At 62.8% G+C, this 18,728-nt stretch carries 5 protein-coding genes; all 5 read left to right on the top strand.

Translation table 11 applies throughout. The annotated features are described in order from the left end of the window. The first annotated feature begins 33 nt into the window (after window positions 1–33). The 5 genes from gspE (at window position 34) to QNH97_RS17815 (ending at window position 18,438) form a co-directional block, all read left to right on the top strand. Window positions 34–1,452, top strand: a complete 1,419-nt coding sequence (gene gspE, locus QNH97_RS17835; protein WP_283553192.1) for a type II secretion system ATPase GspE — start codon at window positions 34–36, stop codon at window positions 1,450–1,452. Beyond that, entirely contained in the window at window positions 1,452–2,663 is a 1,212-nt protein-coding gene (gene gspF / locus QNH97_RS17830; protein WP_283553191.1) for a type II secretion system inner membrane protein GspF, read from the top strand. The genes gspE and gspF overlap by 1 nt, the downstream gene beginning before the upstream one ends. Before the next feature lie 420 nt (window positions 2,664–3,083). Beyond that, window positions 3,084–4,256 (top strand): substrate-binding domain-containing protein, encoded by a 1,173-nt coding sequence (locus tag QNH97_RS17825; RefSeq protein WP_283553190.1) that lies wholly within the window; start codon window positions 3,084–3,086, stop codon window positions 4,254–4,256. A gap of 154 nt (window positions 4,257–4,410) precedes the next feature. Continuing rightward, window positions 4,411–5,592 carry a substrate-binding domain-containing protein gene (locus QNH97_RS17820; RefSeq protein WP_283553189.1) on the top strand — a complete coding sequence of 394 codons (1,182 nt, stop codon included), beginning with the start codon at window positions 4,411–4,413 and terminating at the stop codon, window positions 5,590–5,592. A 213-nt stretch (window positions 5,593–5,805) separates the two neighbouring features. Next, window positions 5,806–18,438 carry a filamentous hemagglutinin family protein gene (locus QNH97_RS17815; protein ID WP_283553188.1) on the top strand — a complete coding sequence of 4,211 codons (12,633 nt, stop codon included), beginning with the start codon at window positions 5,806–5,808 and terminating at the stop codon, window positions 18,436–18,438. The last annotated feature ends 290 nt before the right edge of the window (window positions 18,439–18,728 follow it).

The following is an 18,728-nucleotide window of genomic DNA, read 5'->3' as shown; positions in this document are numbered from 1 at the left end:
GGTGGGTGTTTCAGCAGTAGAGGAGTGGCTCCAATGAACACCCTCCCATACGCCTGGGCCAAGGCCCAGCGCCTGGTGTTGCGCCAGTCCGGGGAGGAGGCGGTGTTGATGGTGTGTCCCTCCACGCCAGGCTGGTCCATCAGCGAAGTGCGTCGCCAGTTCGGTGAAGTACGGCTGGAGCGGGTGCGTGACGAGGAACTCGACGGGCTGCTCAACACGGCCTATGCCGACACCGGCAGTGCCGCCGCCGTGGTAGGCGCGGCAGAGAATGAGGTGGACCTCGATCGGTTGATGCAGGACATTCCCGAGATAACCGACCTGCTGGACACTCAGGACGGCGCGCCGGTGATCCGCATGATCAACGCCTTGCTGACCCAGGCGGCGCGGGACGAGGCCAGCGACATTCACATCGAGCCTTATGAAAGCCATTCGGTGGTGCGCTACCGGGTCGACGGCACCCTGCGCGATGTGGTTTCGCCGCGCAAGGCGTTGCATGGCGCGCTGGTGTCGCGGATCAAGATCATGGCCCAGCTCGACATCGCCGAAAAACGCTTGCCCCAAGATGGCCGCATCGCCCTGCGGGTGGCCGGGCGGCCTATTGATATTCGCGTCTCGACGGTGCCTACCGGACACGGCGAGCGGGTGGTAATGCGCCTGCTGGACAAACAGGCCGGACGCCTGCAACTGGAGACCTTGGGCATGGACCCGGGCGTGCTGGGCAAGCTCGATCATCTGATCCGCCAGCCCCACGGCATCGTGCTGGTCACCGGTCCCACCGGCAGTGGCAAGACCACCAGCCTCTACGCCGCCCTGGCTCGTCTGGACGCCAGCACCAGCAACATTCTCACCGTCGAAGACCCGGTGGAATATGACCTGCCGGGCATCAGCCAGATCCAGGTCAATGCCAAGATCGACATGACCTTCGCCCTGGCCTTGCGGGCGATCCTGCGCCAGGACCCGGACATCATCATGATCGGCGAAATCCGCGACCTGGAAACCGCACAAATTGCCGTACAAGCGTCCCTCACCGGTCACCTGGTGCTGGCGACCCTGCACACCAACGACTCTGTGTCGGCCATCAACCGCCTGATCGACATGGGCGTCGAGCCGTTCCTGCTGGCCTCGTCGATGCTCGGCGTACTCGCCCAGCGACTGGTGCGCAGGTTGTGCCCGCAGTGCAAACAAGCTGATCCGGCAACCCTCGGCACCTGGCGCCCGGTGGGCTGCCCGAGCTGTAACCAGACCGGTTACAGCGGTCGCACCGGCATCCATGAATTGTTCTGCATCGACGATGACATTCGCACCCTCATCCACCAAGGGGCAGGGGAGCAGGCGCTGCGAGCTGCCGCCCGCCAGGCCGGCATGTTCAGCATGCGCGAGGACGGTGAGCGCTGGGTGCGCAGTGGCGCCACCGCACCTGAAGAAATCTTGCGCGTGACACGGGACACCTGATGAATCGCTACCGTTTTGAAGCCGCCGACGCCACTGGCAAGATCGAGGTTGGGCACCTGGAAGCCGACAGCCAGGGCGCGGCTTTCAACCTGTTGCGCAGTCGCGGGCTGACGGCGCTGCAGGTCCAGCTCGAACGCAATACGGCACAGGCCAACGGCACCGGCCTGTTCAGCGCCAAACTCTCGGACAACGACCTGGCCTGGGCCACCCGGCAACTGGCGAGCCTGCTGGGGGCCAGCCTGCCATTGGAAGCTGCATTGAGCGCCACGGTGGAACAGGCCGAACGCAAGCACATCGCCCAGACTCTGAGCGCGGTGCGCGCCGACGTGCGCAGCGGCATGCGCCTGGCCGAAGCCCTGGCGGCGCGGCCACGGGACTTTCCGGAAATCTATCGGGCGCTGATTGCCGCCGGTGAGGAATCCGGCGACCTGGCCCAGGTGATGGAGCGTTTGGCGGACTACATCGAAGAACGCAACAACCTGCGGGGCAAGATCCTCACGGCGTTCATTTACCCCGGGGTGGTGGGGCTGGTGTCGGTCGCCATCGTGATTTTTCTGCTCAGCTACGTGGTACCGCAGGTTGTGAGCGCGTTCTCCCAGGCCCGCCAGGACTTGCCCGGGCTGACCTTGGCGATGCTCACCGCCAGTGACTTCATTCGGGCCTGGGGCTGGCTATGCTTTTGTATTTTGGCCGGTGGCTTCTGGAGTTGGCGGATGTACCTGCGCAAGCCCCAGGCGCGGTTGAAATGGCATGCGCGGGTGCTGCGCCTGCCGCTGATCGGGCGTTTCGTGCTGGGCCTCAACACCGCGCGTTTTGCCTCGACCCTGGCGATTCTCGGCGGCGCCGGGGTGCCCCTGTTGCGAGCCCTGGAGGCGGCCCGCCAGACGTTGTCCAACGACCGCCTGAGCCTGAGCGTCAGCGATGCCACCGCCAAGGTCCGCGAAGGGGTCAACCTGGCGGCGGCGCTGCGGGTGGAAAAAGTCTTCCCACCGGTGCTGATCCACCTGATCGCCAGCGGCGAAAAAACCGGCTGCCTGCCACCGATGCTCGAACGTGCGGCACAGACCCTGTCCCGCGACATCGAACGCCGCGCCATGGGCATGACCGCGCTGCTGGAACCGCTGATGATTGTGGTCATGGGCGGGGTGGTGCTGGTGATCGTCATGGCGGTGCTGCTGCCGATCATCGAGATCAATCAGTTGGTTCAATAAACCTACACACCCAGAGGTGGGTACGAACCCAGTGGCGAGGGAGCAAGCTCCATCGCCACAAAAGCAGATAATATTTTTTGCGATCTCACCCACCTCCCGAGTCCTACCTACGACAAACTCGGGTTCCTCGTTCTGTCATGTTTCGCCGCTGCACGACGGCCTGCCGCCGACTTCGCTGACAACCCTTTCCGCATCCCCGAAAAACCAGCTTGAACCCTCAGTCCAGAGCCCTCGAACACCCGAGGAAAAAACCCGAAAAACAGCCCTCAGCTCCCGAGGTTTTTTCCTTTATCTGTCACCGGAAACTGCGAATTTCTAACCCATGGCCTCACCCCATCGCCATCGGCACAGGACCGAGCGCCATGACGGCAAGCACGCGTCACCCAACCTACGTACGAACACGATGAAAGGAGATTCTTCATGTTTAAGCGCAACGTTCTCGCGGTATCCCTGACCCTCGCCGGCCTCTGCGCCGCTCAGGCCGCCATGGCTGATGTCAACGGCGGTGGTGCTACCTTGCCTCAGCCTCTGTACCAGACTTCCGGTGTACTGACTGCCGGTTTCGCCCCTTACATCGGCGTGGGCAGCGGTGCTGGCAAAGCCGCTTTCCTGAACAACGATTACACTCGTTTCGTGCCTGGTGACACCAGCAAGAACGTGCACTGGGCGGGTAGCGATTCGAAGCTCACCCAGGCTGAGTTGAACGCCTACGTCACCAACCACGGCACGGCCTGGGGTCCATTGATTCAGGCGCCTTCGGTCGCCACTTCAGTTGCCATTCCGTTCAACAAGACTGGCACTGCCAACGTCAACTTGAGCGTCGATCAGTTGTGCGGTGTGTTCTCCGGCCGTCTGACTAACTGGAGCCAGATCACTGGTTCAGGTCGTACCGGCGCGATCACAGTGGTATATCGTGCAGAAAGCAGCGGCACCACCGAGCTGTTCACCCGCTTCCTGAATGCCAAGTGCACTGAGCCTAATAACGCTTCCTTTGCGATCACCACCAACTTCGCCTCCAGCTTCAGCGGTGGCCTGCCAGCCGGTGCTGTGTCCGCCACCGGCAGCCAGGCTGTGATGACTGCGGTGAACGCTGCCCAGGGCCGTATCACCTACATGAGCCCGGACTACGCAGCTACCACCCTGGCCGGTCTGGATGATGCCACCAAGGTCGCCCGCGTTGCCGGTGTTTCCCCTGCGCCAGCCAACGTTTCGGCCGCTATCGCTGCTGTTCCAGTACCAGCCGTCGCCAACCGCGCCAACCCGAACGCCTGGGTGCCGGTATTCGCCGCCGCCGCCAACCCTAACGATCCAAGCGTCGTGGTTTACCCAACCACCGGCTATCCGATCCTGGGCTTCACCAACGTGATCTTCAGCCAGTGCTACGCCGATGCGACCCAGACCACTCAGGTTCGCAATTTCTTCAGCCGCCACTACGGTTCGTTGACCAACAACGATTCGGCCATCACCGCCAACCGTTTCGTGCCGCTGCCTTCGGCTTGGAAAACCGCCATTCGTGATTCCTTCGTTACGGCCTCCAGCGGTCTGAGCATCGGCAACGCCAGCGTCTGCAACGCCATCGGTCGTCCGTTGTAAGCCCACGCTTGAACGACCTGCAATACCCGATCAGCAACGGCGAAAGCCGTTGCTGATTTCTTCGTAGTTAACGGTGGCCGTTTCACACCTTTGAGCTGCGCTACCACTCGAGTGACTCGGATCGGGCGCAGCATTTCAAGACAGGAGTCTTGTCATGTTCAAGCATCTTTCTCGAACGGTTGCATTGTTGTGTGGCGGCTTATGCGCGCCGGTGGCAATGGCCGAAGTTAACGGTGGTGGCACTACCTTGGCGCAGCCGCTTTATCAGACATCCGGCGTATTGACCGGCGGTTTCGCCCCCTATATCGGGGTGGGCAGCGGTGCGGGCAAGATCGCTTTTCTGAATAACGACTACAGCAAGTTCGTGGGGGGCATTACCACCAAGAACGTGCATTGGGTCGCCAGTGACTCAAAGCTCAGACCCGTTGAATTGGACACTTACGCCTTCGCTCACGGCGCAGCCTGGGGTCCATTGATCCAGGTGCCTTCGGCCGCCACTTCAATCGCCATTCCTTTCAACAAGGCCGGCGCGGCTGGTATCGACTTGAGTGTCAACCAGTTGTGCGGCGTATTCTCCGGCCGCCTGACCGATTGGAGCCAGATCGCCGGATCAGGCCGTACCGGGCCAATCACTGTGGTTTATCGTGCCGAGAGCAGTGGCACCACCGAGCTGTTCACCCGATTCCTGAACGCCAAGTGCGCGGAAACAGGCACCTTCTCCGTCGCCACCAACTTTGCCTCCAGTTACAGCGGAGGGCCGCCCGCCGGTGCTCTATCGGCCGTCCACAGTGAAGGTGCCATGTACGCGGTGAACGCCACTCAAGGTGCTATCACTTATATGAGCCCGGCTTATGCTGCGTCGACGTTGGCCGGCCTGGATGACGCCACAAAGGTGGCCCGGATTGCCGGTGTTTCTCCTGCGCCAGCGAATATTTCGGCAGCCATAGCCACTCTCTCTGTTCCTGCCACCGCTAATCGTGCAAACCCCGGCAACTGGGTGCCGGTGTTTACTTCTATAGCAATGCTCAATGCAAACCCAAACGACCCTAGCTTATTTCTCTACCCAACGACCGGTTACCCGATCCTCGGCTTCACCAACCTGATCTTTAGCCAGTGCTATGCCGATGCCACCCAGAGCACACAGGTGCGTAACTTCTTTACCCGTCACTACAACGCTTTCCCTACCGTCAATAACGACGCCGCTATTAGCGCCAACCGTCTGTTGCCATTACCCGCCGCCTGGAAAACCGCAATCCGCACCACTTTTCTGACGGCTTCCAACACCTTAAGCATCGGCAACCCAAACGTATGCAACGGTATAGGTCGTCCGCTGTAAAACCATGCTGGGAGCAACCCCCAACCTTAATCAGCCACGGCGCAAGTCGTTGCTGATTTTTTGCACAACACACGTACCGGCACAGCCACATGAAATTTTCATGACAACCGTTCGGTCCCGACCGGCTGTAACCGCCTATCCCCTATAACCAACGCTGGCAGCTTGAAAGCAGCGCGTTGCGAACCCTTAGAGCAAACCGAAAGGATGAGTAGGATGCTGCGCTGCAAACCCCCGACGAACCTGAATGCCCCCCGTCGCGATGGCGAATTGTCGCTGTTGCGGCTCAAGCCGCTGGCCCAGGCCATTGCCCTACTGATGGTGGCCGGCAATGCCCAGGCGGCCACGGCGTTCAGTTCGGCCTGGTTTGCCGCCAAGGGCGCGTCCCAGGCCGGTGGCGCGGGGCGGCCCGCGACGGCGCAGCCAGGCATGCCGCCACCCCTGGCGCAACAGCAACGGGCCAATGCGCAGTTGCAGCGTTCGCTGACCAACCTCAACAACACCGTGGCCGCCATCGCGGCCCAGCAGGCGGCCCAGGCTGCGGGGCGGCAAGCCGCATTCGGGCAGGTGCAGACCGTGCCCGACGGTTTGGGCGAGGGCGGGCTCAAGGTCGATAACAGCCTGACCCAGGGCTGGCTCAACGCCAAGGGACCGCAGCAGACCCAGGCCGGCGGCAAGACCACGGTGAAGATCGAGCAGACCGCCGACAAAGCGATTCTCAACTGGGAAACCTTTAACGTCGGGCGCAATACCACGGTGGATTTCCAGCAGCAATCGGACTGGGCCGTGCTCAACCGGGTCAACGATCCCCAGGCACGACCGAGCCAGATCCAGGGTCAGATCAAGGGCAACGGCACGGTGATGCTGGTCAACCGCAACGGCATCATTTTCAGCGGCAGCAGTCAGGTCAACGTACGCAACCTGGCGGCGGTGGCGGCCAACATCAGCGATGAGCAATTCAGCAAGCGCGGCTTGTATGTCGATGCCACCGGCACCCAACCGACCTTCACTGACGCGGCAGGCAAGGTCGAAGTGCAGCAGGGCGCACTGATCGAAACCCACCGCGCCGCTACCTCTACGGCCGGTGGTGGTTATGCCTTGTTGCTGGGTAGCGAAGTGGAGAACGCCGGCTCTATCATCACCGCTAAGGGCCAGACCACCCTGGCGGCGGGCGACAGTTTTTATATCCGCCGGGGCCAGGGCACCAGCGGCAACCTGCGCTCCACTACCCGTGGCAACGAGGTGGCGACGTCCCTCAAGCCCGGCAGCAGCGCCGGCACGGTGATCAACAGTGGCCTGATCCAGGCCAGCACCGGCGACATTACCCTCACCGGACACCGGGTTGAGCAGAAGGGCGTGGCCATCGCTACGAGTTCAGTGGACACCCGCGGCACCGTGCACTTGCTCAACGCCTTCAACGACAGCACCGGCAGTGTGACCCTGGGGCAGGGCAGCGCCACGGCGGTGCTGCTCGACGCCGCAGGCGGCAGTGCCCTGGACAGCCAGCGCAACGCCGGACCGGCTGGCCTGGACGGCACGCCGAACAACCTGATCACGGGTCAGTTCAACAACCTCAGCAGCGTGGTTGACCGCAGCGATCAGTCGCGGGTCGAGATCGTCAGTGGCGGTAGCGTCGACTTCCAGAACGGCTCCATCACCCTGGCCACCGGCGGCCAGGTCGCGGTCAGCGCCGCCGGTCGCAGCCTGGTGCGCGATGGCGCGGTGATCGATGTCTCCGGCGCCATCGGCGTCAAGGTGGCAATGGAGTCCAATTCCATAAAGGTCAACGTGCAGGGCAACGAGCAGCGTGATGCGCCGGTCAACCGCGAGGGCGGCAAGCTGACCAACAACGATGTGTGGGTGGACGTGCGTGATTTGATCTACGTGCCGGCGGGCACCAACGGTTACGCCACCGACCGTTGGTACACGGCGGGTGGGCTGTTGGAAGTCGGCGGTTATTTGGGCACTCGAGGCCACAGCGCCGGTGAATGGGCTGCTCAAGGCGGCACCCTGACGTTCACCGGCAACGACGTGGTGACCCAGCAGGCGGCGCAACTGAATCTGTCCGGCGGTACTCTGGATGTGCAGAGTGGTTATCTGCGTCAGTCCTGGCTCAAGGGCCCCAATGGGCGTTTGTATGACTTGTCCAAGGCGCCGGGGGACATCCTCTACACCGGCATCTACAAGGGCTACGAAGATCACAGCCAGCGCTGGGGTCAGACCGAATACTTCTACAACCCGCTGATCGCCCCGCGTGAGCGCTTCGAAGCCGGCTACACCGTCGGCCGCGATGCCGGCAAGCTGGTGGTGTCGACCCGCAACGCGGTGCTGGAAGGCCAGATAGTCGGCGAGGTCTACCAGGGCGAACGCCAGACCCAGGCACCGAACCTCAACCTCGACGGTTACCAGCAATCGCAAAACGCCGTGGCCCGAAGGGCGCAGTTGTGGGTGGGCAGCTACACGCCGATCTATGACAAGACCAGCGGCGTGATCAACAGCGGCCTGAACCCCACGCTCGATCAGGTCACCGTCGGCAAGGTGGCCGACAAGATTGCTGCGAGCCTGGACCTGACCTCGGTGGTCGGCACTGATCGGCAAGGCAAACTGTTTTTAGATAACGATCTGCTCAACGGTTTCCAACTCGGCGCGGTCAAGGTGGCGGCGCTTGAGGGCATCAAGGTCGATGGCGCGCTCAAGGTAGCCGATGGCGGCGACATCACGCTTTATGCGCCGCAGGTCGAAGTGAACGCCGACCTGACGGCCCGCAGTGGCCGCATTGCCTTGGGTAACGTGCTTAAACAGGTCAGAACCGATAATTTCCAGATGGGAGATGTCGTGCTTTCGCCCGCCACAGGTCAGCGTGCTGTGGTCACGTTGGGCGAGGGCGTGACGTTGAACACCGCTGGCCGGTGGAGCAACCTGCTGCTTGACGGCGGCGACCGTCAGGGCTTGCCATTCATCAATGGCGGCGTCGTGTCCGTGCGCAGCAGCGGCGGTATCGATGTGCGTCAGGGCAGCCTGATCGACGTCAGCTCCGGTGCTGCGGTTATGGCTGATGGCAAGACCCGCGGTGGCAAGGGTGGTGACCTGACCCTGACCGCCAGTACCGGCGCGTCGTCCGGTAACGGCGCCTTGACCCTAAAGGGTGAACTGCGCGGCACCGGTGTGAATGGCGGCGGGACCTTGAAGCTAGCGGCCAACAAAGTGCTGATCGGCAACAGTGGCTCGCCGCTTGAACCGAGTACCTTGCAACTGGGCGGCGATTTCTTCGACAAGGGCTTCTCAGCTTATGACATCACCGGCAACGAAGGCCTGACGGTGGCCGAAGGTACTAAGGTCGATGTGACGATGCCGGTGTACCGTTTCGGCGAGCAGGCGTTGAGCACCGGCAGTGGCGCAGAACCGGCGGATGCTTTGCAGCGCTGGACGCCGGAGCTTTATCAGGAAGATGCGATCAAAGGCGTCCTGACCCAGCGTCGCGGCGCGAGCCTGAGCCTCACTGCCGGTACCGCGAACTCCAGCGCCGCCGACATGGCGAGCACGGTATTGAACCTGGGTAAGGGCAGCGTGATCAGTGTTGATCCGGGCCAAGGCATTGATATACGCAGCATTGGTCAATTGACCGCCAACGGCACACTCAACGCCTGGGGTGGGCGGGTCAGCCTCAGCGGGTTGAGTGTCACTGGAGCAGGCGGCGAAGCAGTCAATGCTCAGGGCCACGGTCGTTCCATCTGGCTCGGCGAGCACGCCCTGATCGATGTCTCCAGTCGGGCCGTGACCGCCCGGGATATGCGCGGCCTGACCTACGGCCTGGTACGCGACGGTGGGCAGATTGTTATCGGCGGTCAGATCGATGCCGCGAAAGGATCGGCTTCAGCGTCCGAATTGTTCGTGGTGGTGCGCGACGGTGCGCGTTTGCAAGCGGATGGCAGCCAGGCCGTGCTGGATATTCCCGGCCAGGGACGCACGTCGGTGGCGAGCAATGGCGGCAGTATTTCCCTGGCGTCGGCCAATGGTTTGTACCTGGACGGCGAGTTCAGCGCTCGTTCGGGTGGCACAGGGGCGGCAGGCGGCAGTTTGTCGGTGGCCCTGGAAACGCCGTACTACCGCAACGATTCGGTCAGTGACCGGGTCTTGCAGGTGCGTGAGCTGGTGCTGGGGGAAAACGCCCAGGCGACCCTGCTGGGCGACACAGCCGAGACCTCGGCGGATTCCCTTGTCTACGGTCACGGCCGGTTGGGCGTGGACCAGGTCCAGTCGGGCGGCTTCGACAGCCTTGCCTTGTTGAGCAATGGCCTGTTGAGCGTCGATGGCGACGTGTCACTGTCTCTCGGCCAAAGCCTGAGTTTGTATGCCCGCAGCTTCGGAATGAGCGCAACCGCACCAGCTGATACCCGGCTCCAACTCAATGCCTCCCATGTGCTGCTATCGGGCCCTGCGGCCAGTCTTCCGAATATGGAGGGCTACACCCGACCTTTGATCAATGGCGGTATATCGTCGTTGGCGAACAAGGCGGTGTTTTCTGTCAACGCGGATCTGCTGGATGTGCAGGGCAGTGTGATGTTCAGCAGCAAAGGCACGGTGAGGCAGGCCGACGGCAGTACGGTCGGACTGGAACGCGCCGGTTTCGACCAGGTTCAGCTAAACAGTCGGGGGGATTTGCGATTCCTGGCTGGGTTCTCCAGTGACGGACTGCCTACGGGCTTTACCACCCAACTGCTGACCCCTTCGGACATGTTATTGCAAGCGGCGCAGCTGTACCCGGCGACTGGAGTAGGGGCACGGATATTGGCGGGCTATGGCTGGGGGCAAGATGCTGCCGGTACCCCGCTCTACGATCCGGCGCGCAGCCTGGTCATCCGGCGTACCACTGAGGTTACGCCTCAGGTGCCCTATTCGGCATTCGGCCGCCTGCAATTGGGCAGCGCGAAAATCGAACAAGGTGGTGTCGTCCGCGCGCCTTTGGGGTTGCTTGAAATCGGTACCAATGGTGGTTCAGGGGAAGCTGTCACCGATCGAGTCAATCTGTTGCCAGGCAGCCTGACGTCGGTCAGTGGTCTGGGATTGGTACTGCCTTATGGCGGCACCGTCGACGGCCAAAGTTATCAGTACGCCGGCAAGAAAGTTGTGTTGCTAGGGCAAGGCGCGGTGCCCTCCAACAACGGCGACCTGAACATCGGCGTTATCCTCGGTGGTCAGTCGGTGGCGGCCCAGGAAAATTCGGTACTCGATCTTTCTGGAGGCGGTGAACTGCTGGGTGCCGGTTTCATCTCAGGCCGTGGAGGCTCTACTGACGCGCGTTTCAACCCACTGGTGCAAATCGGCGCCAATGGCGGCTTCACCTTACCGGGTCTTTCCAGCAACCCGGTGTACGCTATCGTACCGGGTAACCAGAGTGCCTACGCGCCGGTCGCGCCCGAAGGCGGCGCGGTGGATCCGCGGGTGGGCCAGCAGATCACCATCGGTGCCGGTGTTCCGGGGTTGGCGGCGGGTACCTATACCTTGATGCCGTCCACCTACGCCTTGTTGCCGGGGGCGTTCCGAGTCGAGGTCAATGGCTTGGCGGGGCAAGGTGTCACAACGGGCGCGCAACAGATGCGCAACGGTTCCTGGACCACTGCCGGCGTGCTGTCGGTGGCCAATACCGGGCAGCGCAACAGTCTGTCCAGTCAGGTCATCCTGACGTCGGGCGATGTGCTGCGTCGCTACTCGCAATACAACGAAACCAGCTATGCCCAGTTTGCCCTGGCCGATGCTGCTCGCCTGGGCGTGCCTCGGGCAATGTTGCCAGTGGACGCCAAGACCTTGAAGCTGAACCTGGCCCCTGGAGCGGGGGAGCAGGCGTTCTCCTTCAAGGGCATCGGCAAATTTTCGCCTCAGACCGGTGGCTACGGCGGTACTGTCGCGGTGGTCGGGAGCGTCGGGAGCGCGCTTGAGGTGGTTGCTGATGGGCGTGGGGCGACGGCTGGCTTCGAAGGTGTGACCCTCAATGCCGAGAGCCTGAATGCATTGAATGCCTCGCGCCAAGTGATCGGCGGCCAGTTTTCGGTAATCTATGGACAAGGCGGCAACTACATCACTCCGCAAAGGGTGTCGAGCAGCGTGATCTTGCGTGAAGGCGCGACCTTGGCAGCTCCCGAAGTTTTCCTGTTGTCCAGCGGCGGGGAAGTGTTGGTGGAACAAGGCGCCGTGATCAACACCGTCGGACGGGGCAAGGCCGCCTACGACGCTCGTGATGGTTTCATTTATAACCTCACTGGGAAATCAAACAACTACAGTATGCTGGCCGCCTCCAACGGTTTGCTCAACGTGCTGGCGCCCGAATCGGGGTCCATCGGTTCCATCGACATCGGCGGTTGCAGCCTGATGGCTTGCAGTGGCGTTACACGGATTCATTCCGAGGGCAGTATCGTCGCCGCTTCGGGCGGCAGTGTGGCATTGGGCGACCAGGTGCGCTACGGCACCCGTCACCTGACCCTGGCCCTGAGCAACATCAACGTTGGCACAGCTCAGGCTCTGAGCGATGCCGCGACGCGCCAAGTCTTGCCAGCGGGTCTGACCCTGAGCCAGACCGTTCTTGATCGCCTGTTGCGTGGCGATACTGAATACGGCGCCCCGGCCCTGGAAACCCTCGAGCTGTCGGCCCGTGAAGCACTGAATTTCTACGGCACCGTCAGCCTCGACACCTATGACCCGGCCACCGGCAAGTCGCGCCTGAATAACCTGATGCTCAGCACCCCGGCCATTTATGGCGCAGGCAGCGCCAGTGACGTGGCGACCATTCGCACCGCCAACCTGATTTGGAACGGCGCTGTTGGCGCGCCGGGTTCGGTGATTGCCGGCGGTGCTGGCACCGGGGCCGGTCGCCTGGACATCCAGGCCCAGCGTATCGAGTTCGGCTATGGCGATTTCGCCCAACCGAGCTCGATCACTACCCTGGGCCGTCTTGCGCTGGGCTTCGCCAACGTCAACCTTAGTGCCAGCGAACGCCTGACCGCCAACCACAAAGGCAGCCTGGCGGTGTATCAACGCCAGGAGGCCTATGACGCGAAAACGGGCTACGCCTACAGCGGCGGCAACCTGAATATCCTCACCCCGTTGCTGACCGGTGAAGCCGGCTCGGTCAACCGCATCACCGCAGGCGGCGCGGTCAACGTAGCGGGCACAAGCGCTAAGCCGGGCAATGTCTCCGGGCTTGGGGGCGAGTTGTCCATCAAAGGCGCGAGCCTAAACGTTGCTAGCGCGGTGATCCTGCCCAGCGGCAAGCTGACCCTGAGCGCAACGGATGACCTGACCCTGGCCGATGGGGCACTGATCGACGTGGCGGGCCGCACCGTCACCTTCAACGATGTGACACGCTACAGCGCCGGTGGCGAGGTGATTCTGCAAAGCCAGAGCGGCAACATCCGCCAGGCTGCTGGTTCCAGCATCGACCTTTCGGCCCGCCACAACCAGGCCGGTCGGCTCAGTGCGGTGGCGCTGGACGGCGCGGCCGGGGTGGTCGATTTGCAGGGGCGTATCCTCGGCAGCAGCACGGGCGAATATGACGCCGGGGGCACTGCCATGCCATATCTGGCCGGCGGCGTGGAGATCCAGGCCCAGCGCCTGGGCGGCAACGGTAACCTCAGCGAGCAGTTCGCGGCCTTGAACCAAAGGTTGAACGAAGGGCAGGTGTTCGGTTCCCGTGGTTTCCAGCTCAAACAGGGCGATTTGGTCATTGGCAATGAGCTCAAGGCCTCGTCCATCAGTGTGTCCTTGGACAATGGCAGCCTGCTGGTCAACGGCAAGGTCGACGCCAGCGGCGAGCGGGTTGGCAGCATCCGGCTCGCCGCCGGGCGCTCCCTGACCCTGGGCAGCAGCGCGGTACTCGACGCCCACGGCAATCGCCTGCGGGTGGACAGCTACGGCAAGATCATCGACTCACCGAACCGCGCCATGGTCGACCTGACCTCCCGGGGCGGCGTGCTGACATTGGCCGACGGTGCCCGCATCGATCTGCGCCATGGCACTGCGGCGCCTGCGGGGCAGCATGATGGGCGCGCTCGTGGCACTCTGGAACTCAATGCCCGGCGCGTCGGGCCAGATGCCACCCACGGTGACATCGCCATCGACGCCAGCGGGAACCTGGATATCCAGGGCGCGCGGTCCATCGCCGTCAATGGTATGTGGCAATACAACGACGCAGCCTTTGGCAGTGATCCGGCGGCCAGTGGCCGTCCTTATCAGGTCATCGACCAGGCCTACCTGGATGGCAAGCATCAGGACAGCCTCGCCTTCATCAACGCGGCGCTGGACAACAGCGATTTGATGCGGCGCAAGCTCTCCGGCCTTAATAATGCTCGCTATGCTGATGCGTTCCACCTGCGCCCCGGCGTGGAAATCGTCAGTGCCACTGCCGACGGTGACCTGGTGGTGCAGGGTGACTTGGACCTGTCCGGTTATCGCTACGCCAGTGTAAATCCGCATACTCGTAAAACCGCCGTGTACGGCTCCGGCGAGGTCGGTGCGCTGACCCTGCGCGCCGGCGGCGACCTGAGCATCTACGGCAGCATCAACGACGGATTCGCTCCGCCACCCGTCACCCAAGACGACAAAGGCTGGGTGCTGCTGCCCGGCATCGATTTCACCGGTGGCGACATCGTCGTCCCCGGTGCGGGGGTGACCCTGGCCGACGGCACGGCGTTCCCGGCGGGAACCACCTTGAACTACGACTTGCCGATCAAGGGCGTGACCCTGGCGGCGGGTACTCGACTGCCAGTGGCCGCAGTCCTTGACCAACCGTTGCAACTGCCGGCCGGCACGGTGTTGGCAGCTGCGGTGCACGATGCGTCCGGCAACCTGCTGTTTGCTGCGGGCACTTTGCTGAACCGGGCTCAGACTTTGGAAGCCGGCTCGCAGCTGGGCGCTGGCAGCGTGTTGAGCGATGCCACAGCGTTGCGTGGCTTCACCTGGCCCAAAGGCGTGGCGCTGCCCAACGTGGCCGACGCGGGCAATGTGCAGACCAATATCCTCAAGCTCGAAGGCAGCCTGGTCTTGAACCGCGGTTCGCTGATCCCCTCTGGCACCGATGTGAAGTTGCCGGACGGCGTCGAATCGGTGCAGTTGCGCCCGGAGCTTGCGGGCAGCGATGGCCGCATGTGGGCTATCGCCCCGATGCTCGCCGAGGGCTCGCAGTCCTGGTCGCTGCGGTTGGTGGCTGGGGCGGATACGGCGGCGGCGGACAGCCGGGTCGTCCAGCCTGACCCGGTACAAGGCGACTTGCGTCTTGCCGATAGCCATTACGGTATGTTTGGTAAAGCCGTGCCTGCCAAGGGCACCTACCGGTGGACCCAGCAAGGGGTCGATGAGCTGGCGGGCGCGGGGTTCACGGTAGAGCTTGGCCAAACCGTTGACCTGGACATCGTGAGCAATTTTGGCTACGACTCGGTTGACGCCTTCTGTGCGGATTTCGCCGGTATTTGCGCGCTTCAAGCCTCTTACAGATGGACCAAGGCAGCGGAGGAGGAATTGGCAGGTTCCGGCTTTGAGGTCAAGGCCGGCGAGCTGATCAGCCAAGCGGCTGCGCAGTTTTTCCAGTTTGATTCGGTTCAGTCACTCTGCGACGCGGCGCCGAGTGTCTGTGCCCCCGCAGACGTGGAGTATGAAGCGGTTGTCGGCAGTGTCCGTCCGAGCGTCATCCGCACCGGCACCGGGGACCTGGAATTATTGAGCGGCGGCAGCCTGCGCATGGATTCGTTGTTCGGCATCTATACCGCTGGCACCTCATCAGCACCAACGTTCCCAGGCGATCCCTACAACCAGCCCAAGGCCCTGGGCGCCAACGGCAAGGTGCTCAACGACGAGGATGGCAGCAACGAAAAGCTGGTCGACGGCGGCACTGAAAGTCTCTATCGCGCCTGGTATCCGGACGCGGGCGGTAACCTGTTGCTCAAGGTCGGCGGCGACCTCAGCGGTAACCTGACCGCGCCTGCAGCAACCCCTAGCGGACGACCGAATCCCGCCGACACGGGCCAGGACTCGGCCAATGTGGGCAATTGGCTCTGGCGCCAGGGCAATGGTGATTCAGCGAACAGCCAGCCGACCGCCTGGTGGATCAACTTCGGTAGTTATACCGCGTCGACGGTGTCCGGTGGCGCTGATCAAATGGCCGCTTTCACCGGGTTCGGGACCTTGGGCGGCGGTGATCTGGATGTACAGGTGAAGGGGGACGCGGGCGTGTTGAACCGACTCGCCGGTAGCGACTTCAACTCAAACATCAACTCTCGTAGCCAGGGGCTGCTGTTGGCGGTGGGCAGCACCGGACGTGTGGGCGCTGATGGCAGCCTGCAATTGACCGGTGGTGGCGATCTCAATCTGCGTGTGGGTGGTGCTTTGAATCCCGAGAGCCTGTTCGTGAACGGGCATCTCAACGGCGCGGTCATCAACCTGCGGGGCCACGCGCAGATCGACAGCGGCGCCATCGGTCGAATCGACCTTCGATACGGCAATGCTGTCTCAACACAGTCCCCTGGAGAAACGCGGGCCTACGACTCCTTCAAATCCACACGAGGGTTTGCTACTGGTGGACTGACCCTAATGCCGGGTGACGCTACCTTCGACCTGACGACTTCGGGCGACCTTGTCGTGATGGACGTCGCCGACCCGGGCCGGGCACCGATGATGAGCGCCTCACGCTTCAAGGACGGTGACAGTAACGGATCAGGCCTGAGCTGGTTCACGCTGTGGACAGCCAATACTGCGGTCGACTTGTGGACGTCGGGAGGCAACCTGACACCTTTCACATCCAGCACCGCAACGGACCTGGCGGTGGTCTATCCGTCCATCCTGAGGGCTGTGGCAGCCAGTGGCAGCCTTTATTATGGCAAGTCCTCGGAACTGTATGACACAGGCTACAACGGCAACAACCGTCCAGCCCTACTGCTCGCTCCCGGCATCAACAGTGAGTTGCAATTCATGGCCGGCGATTCCATCTACGGCGGCGATATGTCGGTCAGTCGTTCCGGTGCATCGTCTGCGGCCCTGGCGACACCGTTTCGGCCAGCCTTTGTCGGTATGGATGGTTTCGTCATAAAGACCAGCAATCTCTCAGCCGATGGCAACCCCGCTCGCCCTAGTTTGAACATATTGCCGCTGTTTGCCTTTGACACCAGCAGCGCTTCCAGCGAGTGGGCCCTCAATGACGATCCTGCTCGCTTCTATGCGCTTGAAGGCGACTTGCTGGCAGTCACTACTGGACGGTCGATGGCATCAGTCTCCACAGGCAGATGGCCGGGGCGAATCGCCTACGAAGGCGCCGGACCTGTGCGGATGATGGCTGGGCGAGACATTGTCAGCAGCGGCATACCGCTGGGCGGGTCTCTGAATGAGGACTCCGGCGTGGGGGGCACGGGAAACTACACCAGCTCCGGCAACCTCTTCATCCACAACAACCCCACCGACATTTCCATCGTCTCCGCCGGGCGCGACATCCTCTACAGCAACTTCAACGTCGCCGGCCCCGGCCTGCTGGAGATCACCGCCGGGCGCAATATCCTGATGGACGACAAGGTCAGCATCACCAGCCTCGGCGCCGTGGTACCGGGGGATGCGCGCCCCGGCGCGAGCCTGGTGCTGCAAGCCGGCGCTGGCCTCAACGGCGCGGATTACCAGCGCTTCGTCAAGGCGTACCTGGACCCGGCCAACCAGGCTTTGGCCGGTGTGCCCCTGGCGAACCAGGACGGTAAAGTCGCCAAGACCTATGAGGTCGAATTGGTGGACTGGCTCAAGGAACGCTTCGGCTTCAGCGGCGACACCGAAGAGGCCCGCAGTTACTTCGCGGCGCTGCCGGCCGAGCAGCAGCGGGTGTTTGCTCGCGATGTGTACTTCGCTGAACTCAAGGCCGGTGGCCGTGAGTACAACGAAGCCGGTGGCGTTCGCGAGGGCAGTTACTTGCGGAGCCGGGAGGCTATTGCGCTGTTGTTCCCAGCCAAAGACGTGGCGGGTAATGCGATCACCTACAAGGGCGACATCACGATGTTCGGCGGGGCGGGGGTGCACACCGATTTCGGCGGCAGCATCCAGATGCTCACGCCGGGCGGCGGGCAGACCTTCGGCATCGAGGGCAATGCGCCGCCGTCCACCGCCGGGGTCATTACCCAGGGCGAGGGCGATATTCAGTTGTATGCGCAGAACAGCATCCTGCTGGGGCAGAGCCGGATCATGACCACTTTCGGCGGCTCGATCCTCGGTTGGTCGGCTCAGGGCGACATCAACGCCGGTCGCGGTTCGAAGACCACCGTGGTGTACACGCCGCCCAAGCGCTTGTATGACACGTGGGGTAACGTGACATTGTCGCCGTCGGTGCCGAGCACCGGCGCCGGTATCGCCACGCTCAACCCGATTGCCGAAGTGGCGCCTGGCGACATTGATCTGATCGCGCCGCTGGGCACCATCGATGCGGGCGAGGCGGGGATCCGGGTGTCGGGTAACGTGAACATCGCGGCGTTGACCGTGGTGAACGCGGCCAATATCCAGACTCAGGGCAAATCCTCCGGTGTGCCACTGGCGGCCTCGGTGAACACCGGGGCCATCACCTCGGCCAGTTCGGCGGCGTCCTCGGCGACACAAGCGGCGGAAGACGTGGCCCGCCAGCAACAGAACGCGGCGCGGCAGAACCAGGCGTCGGTGTTTACCGTGCAAGTGGTGAGTTTCGGCTCGGAGCAACTGGCCCCATCCCGCGACGGCGCCAGCCGTGAGACGCCACGCGCCTATGATCCCGCCAGTCCGGTGCAGGTATTGGGCGCCGGGCCATTGGATGAGCAGGCGCGGCAGCGGTTGACCGAGGAGGAGCGGGGGCGGTTGAGCTTGTGATGCCTGGCGTAAAACCGAGTCATTGCCATCGCGATCAAGTTCGCTCCCACAGGGTTTGTTGTGCCTGGGCGTCTGCGGGCACCCATTACACCCGTGGCGAGGGAGCTTGCTCCCGCTGGGCTGCGTAGCGGCCCCAAGCCAGTCACCTCGGTGTGTCAGGCTGATCTCCATCAGCCTTTTTGGGGCTGCTGCGCTACCCAGCGGGAGCAAGCTCCCTCGCCACGGAGTCCGCGGCCAACCTCTCATAGATCTTTTCAAATGAAGCTTTCATGACAAAAGTTCGGTAGCAC

It is taken from the genome of Pseudomonas sp. G2-4, from assembly GCF_030064125.1.
Classification (GTDB): domain Bacteria; phylum Pseudomonadota; class Gammaproteobacteria; order Pseudomonadales; family Pseudomonadaceae; genus Aquipseudomonas.
This window is presented reverse-complemented; position numbering and strand designations above follow the sequence as displayed.

Coding starts and splice junctions, on each gene's coding strand:
- QNH97_RS17825 (WP_283553190.1), top strand. CDS start 3,084: ATGTTTAAGCGCAACGTTCTCGCGGTATCCCTGACCCTCGCCGGCCTC.
- gspE (WP_283553192.1), top strand. CDS start 34: ATGAACACCCTCCCATACGCCTGGGCCAAGGCCCAGCGCCTGGTGTTG.
- QNH97_RS17815 (WP_283553188.1), top strand. CDS start 5,806: ATGCTGCGCTGCAAACCCCCGACGAACCTGAATGCCCCCCGTCGCGAT.
- gspF (WP_283553191.1), top strand. CDS start 1,452: ATGAATCGCTACCGTTTTGAAGCCGCCGACGCCACTGGCAAGATCGAG.
- QNH97_RS17820 (WP_283553189.1), top strand. CDS start 4,411: ATGTTCAAGCATCTTTCTCGAACGGTTGCATTGTTGTGTGGCGGCTTA.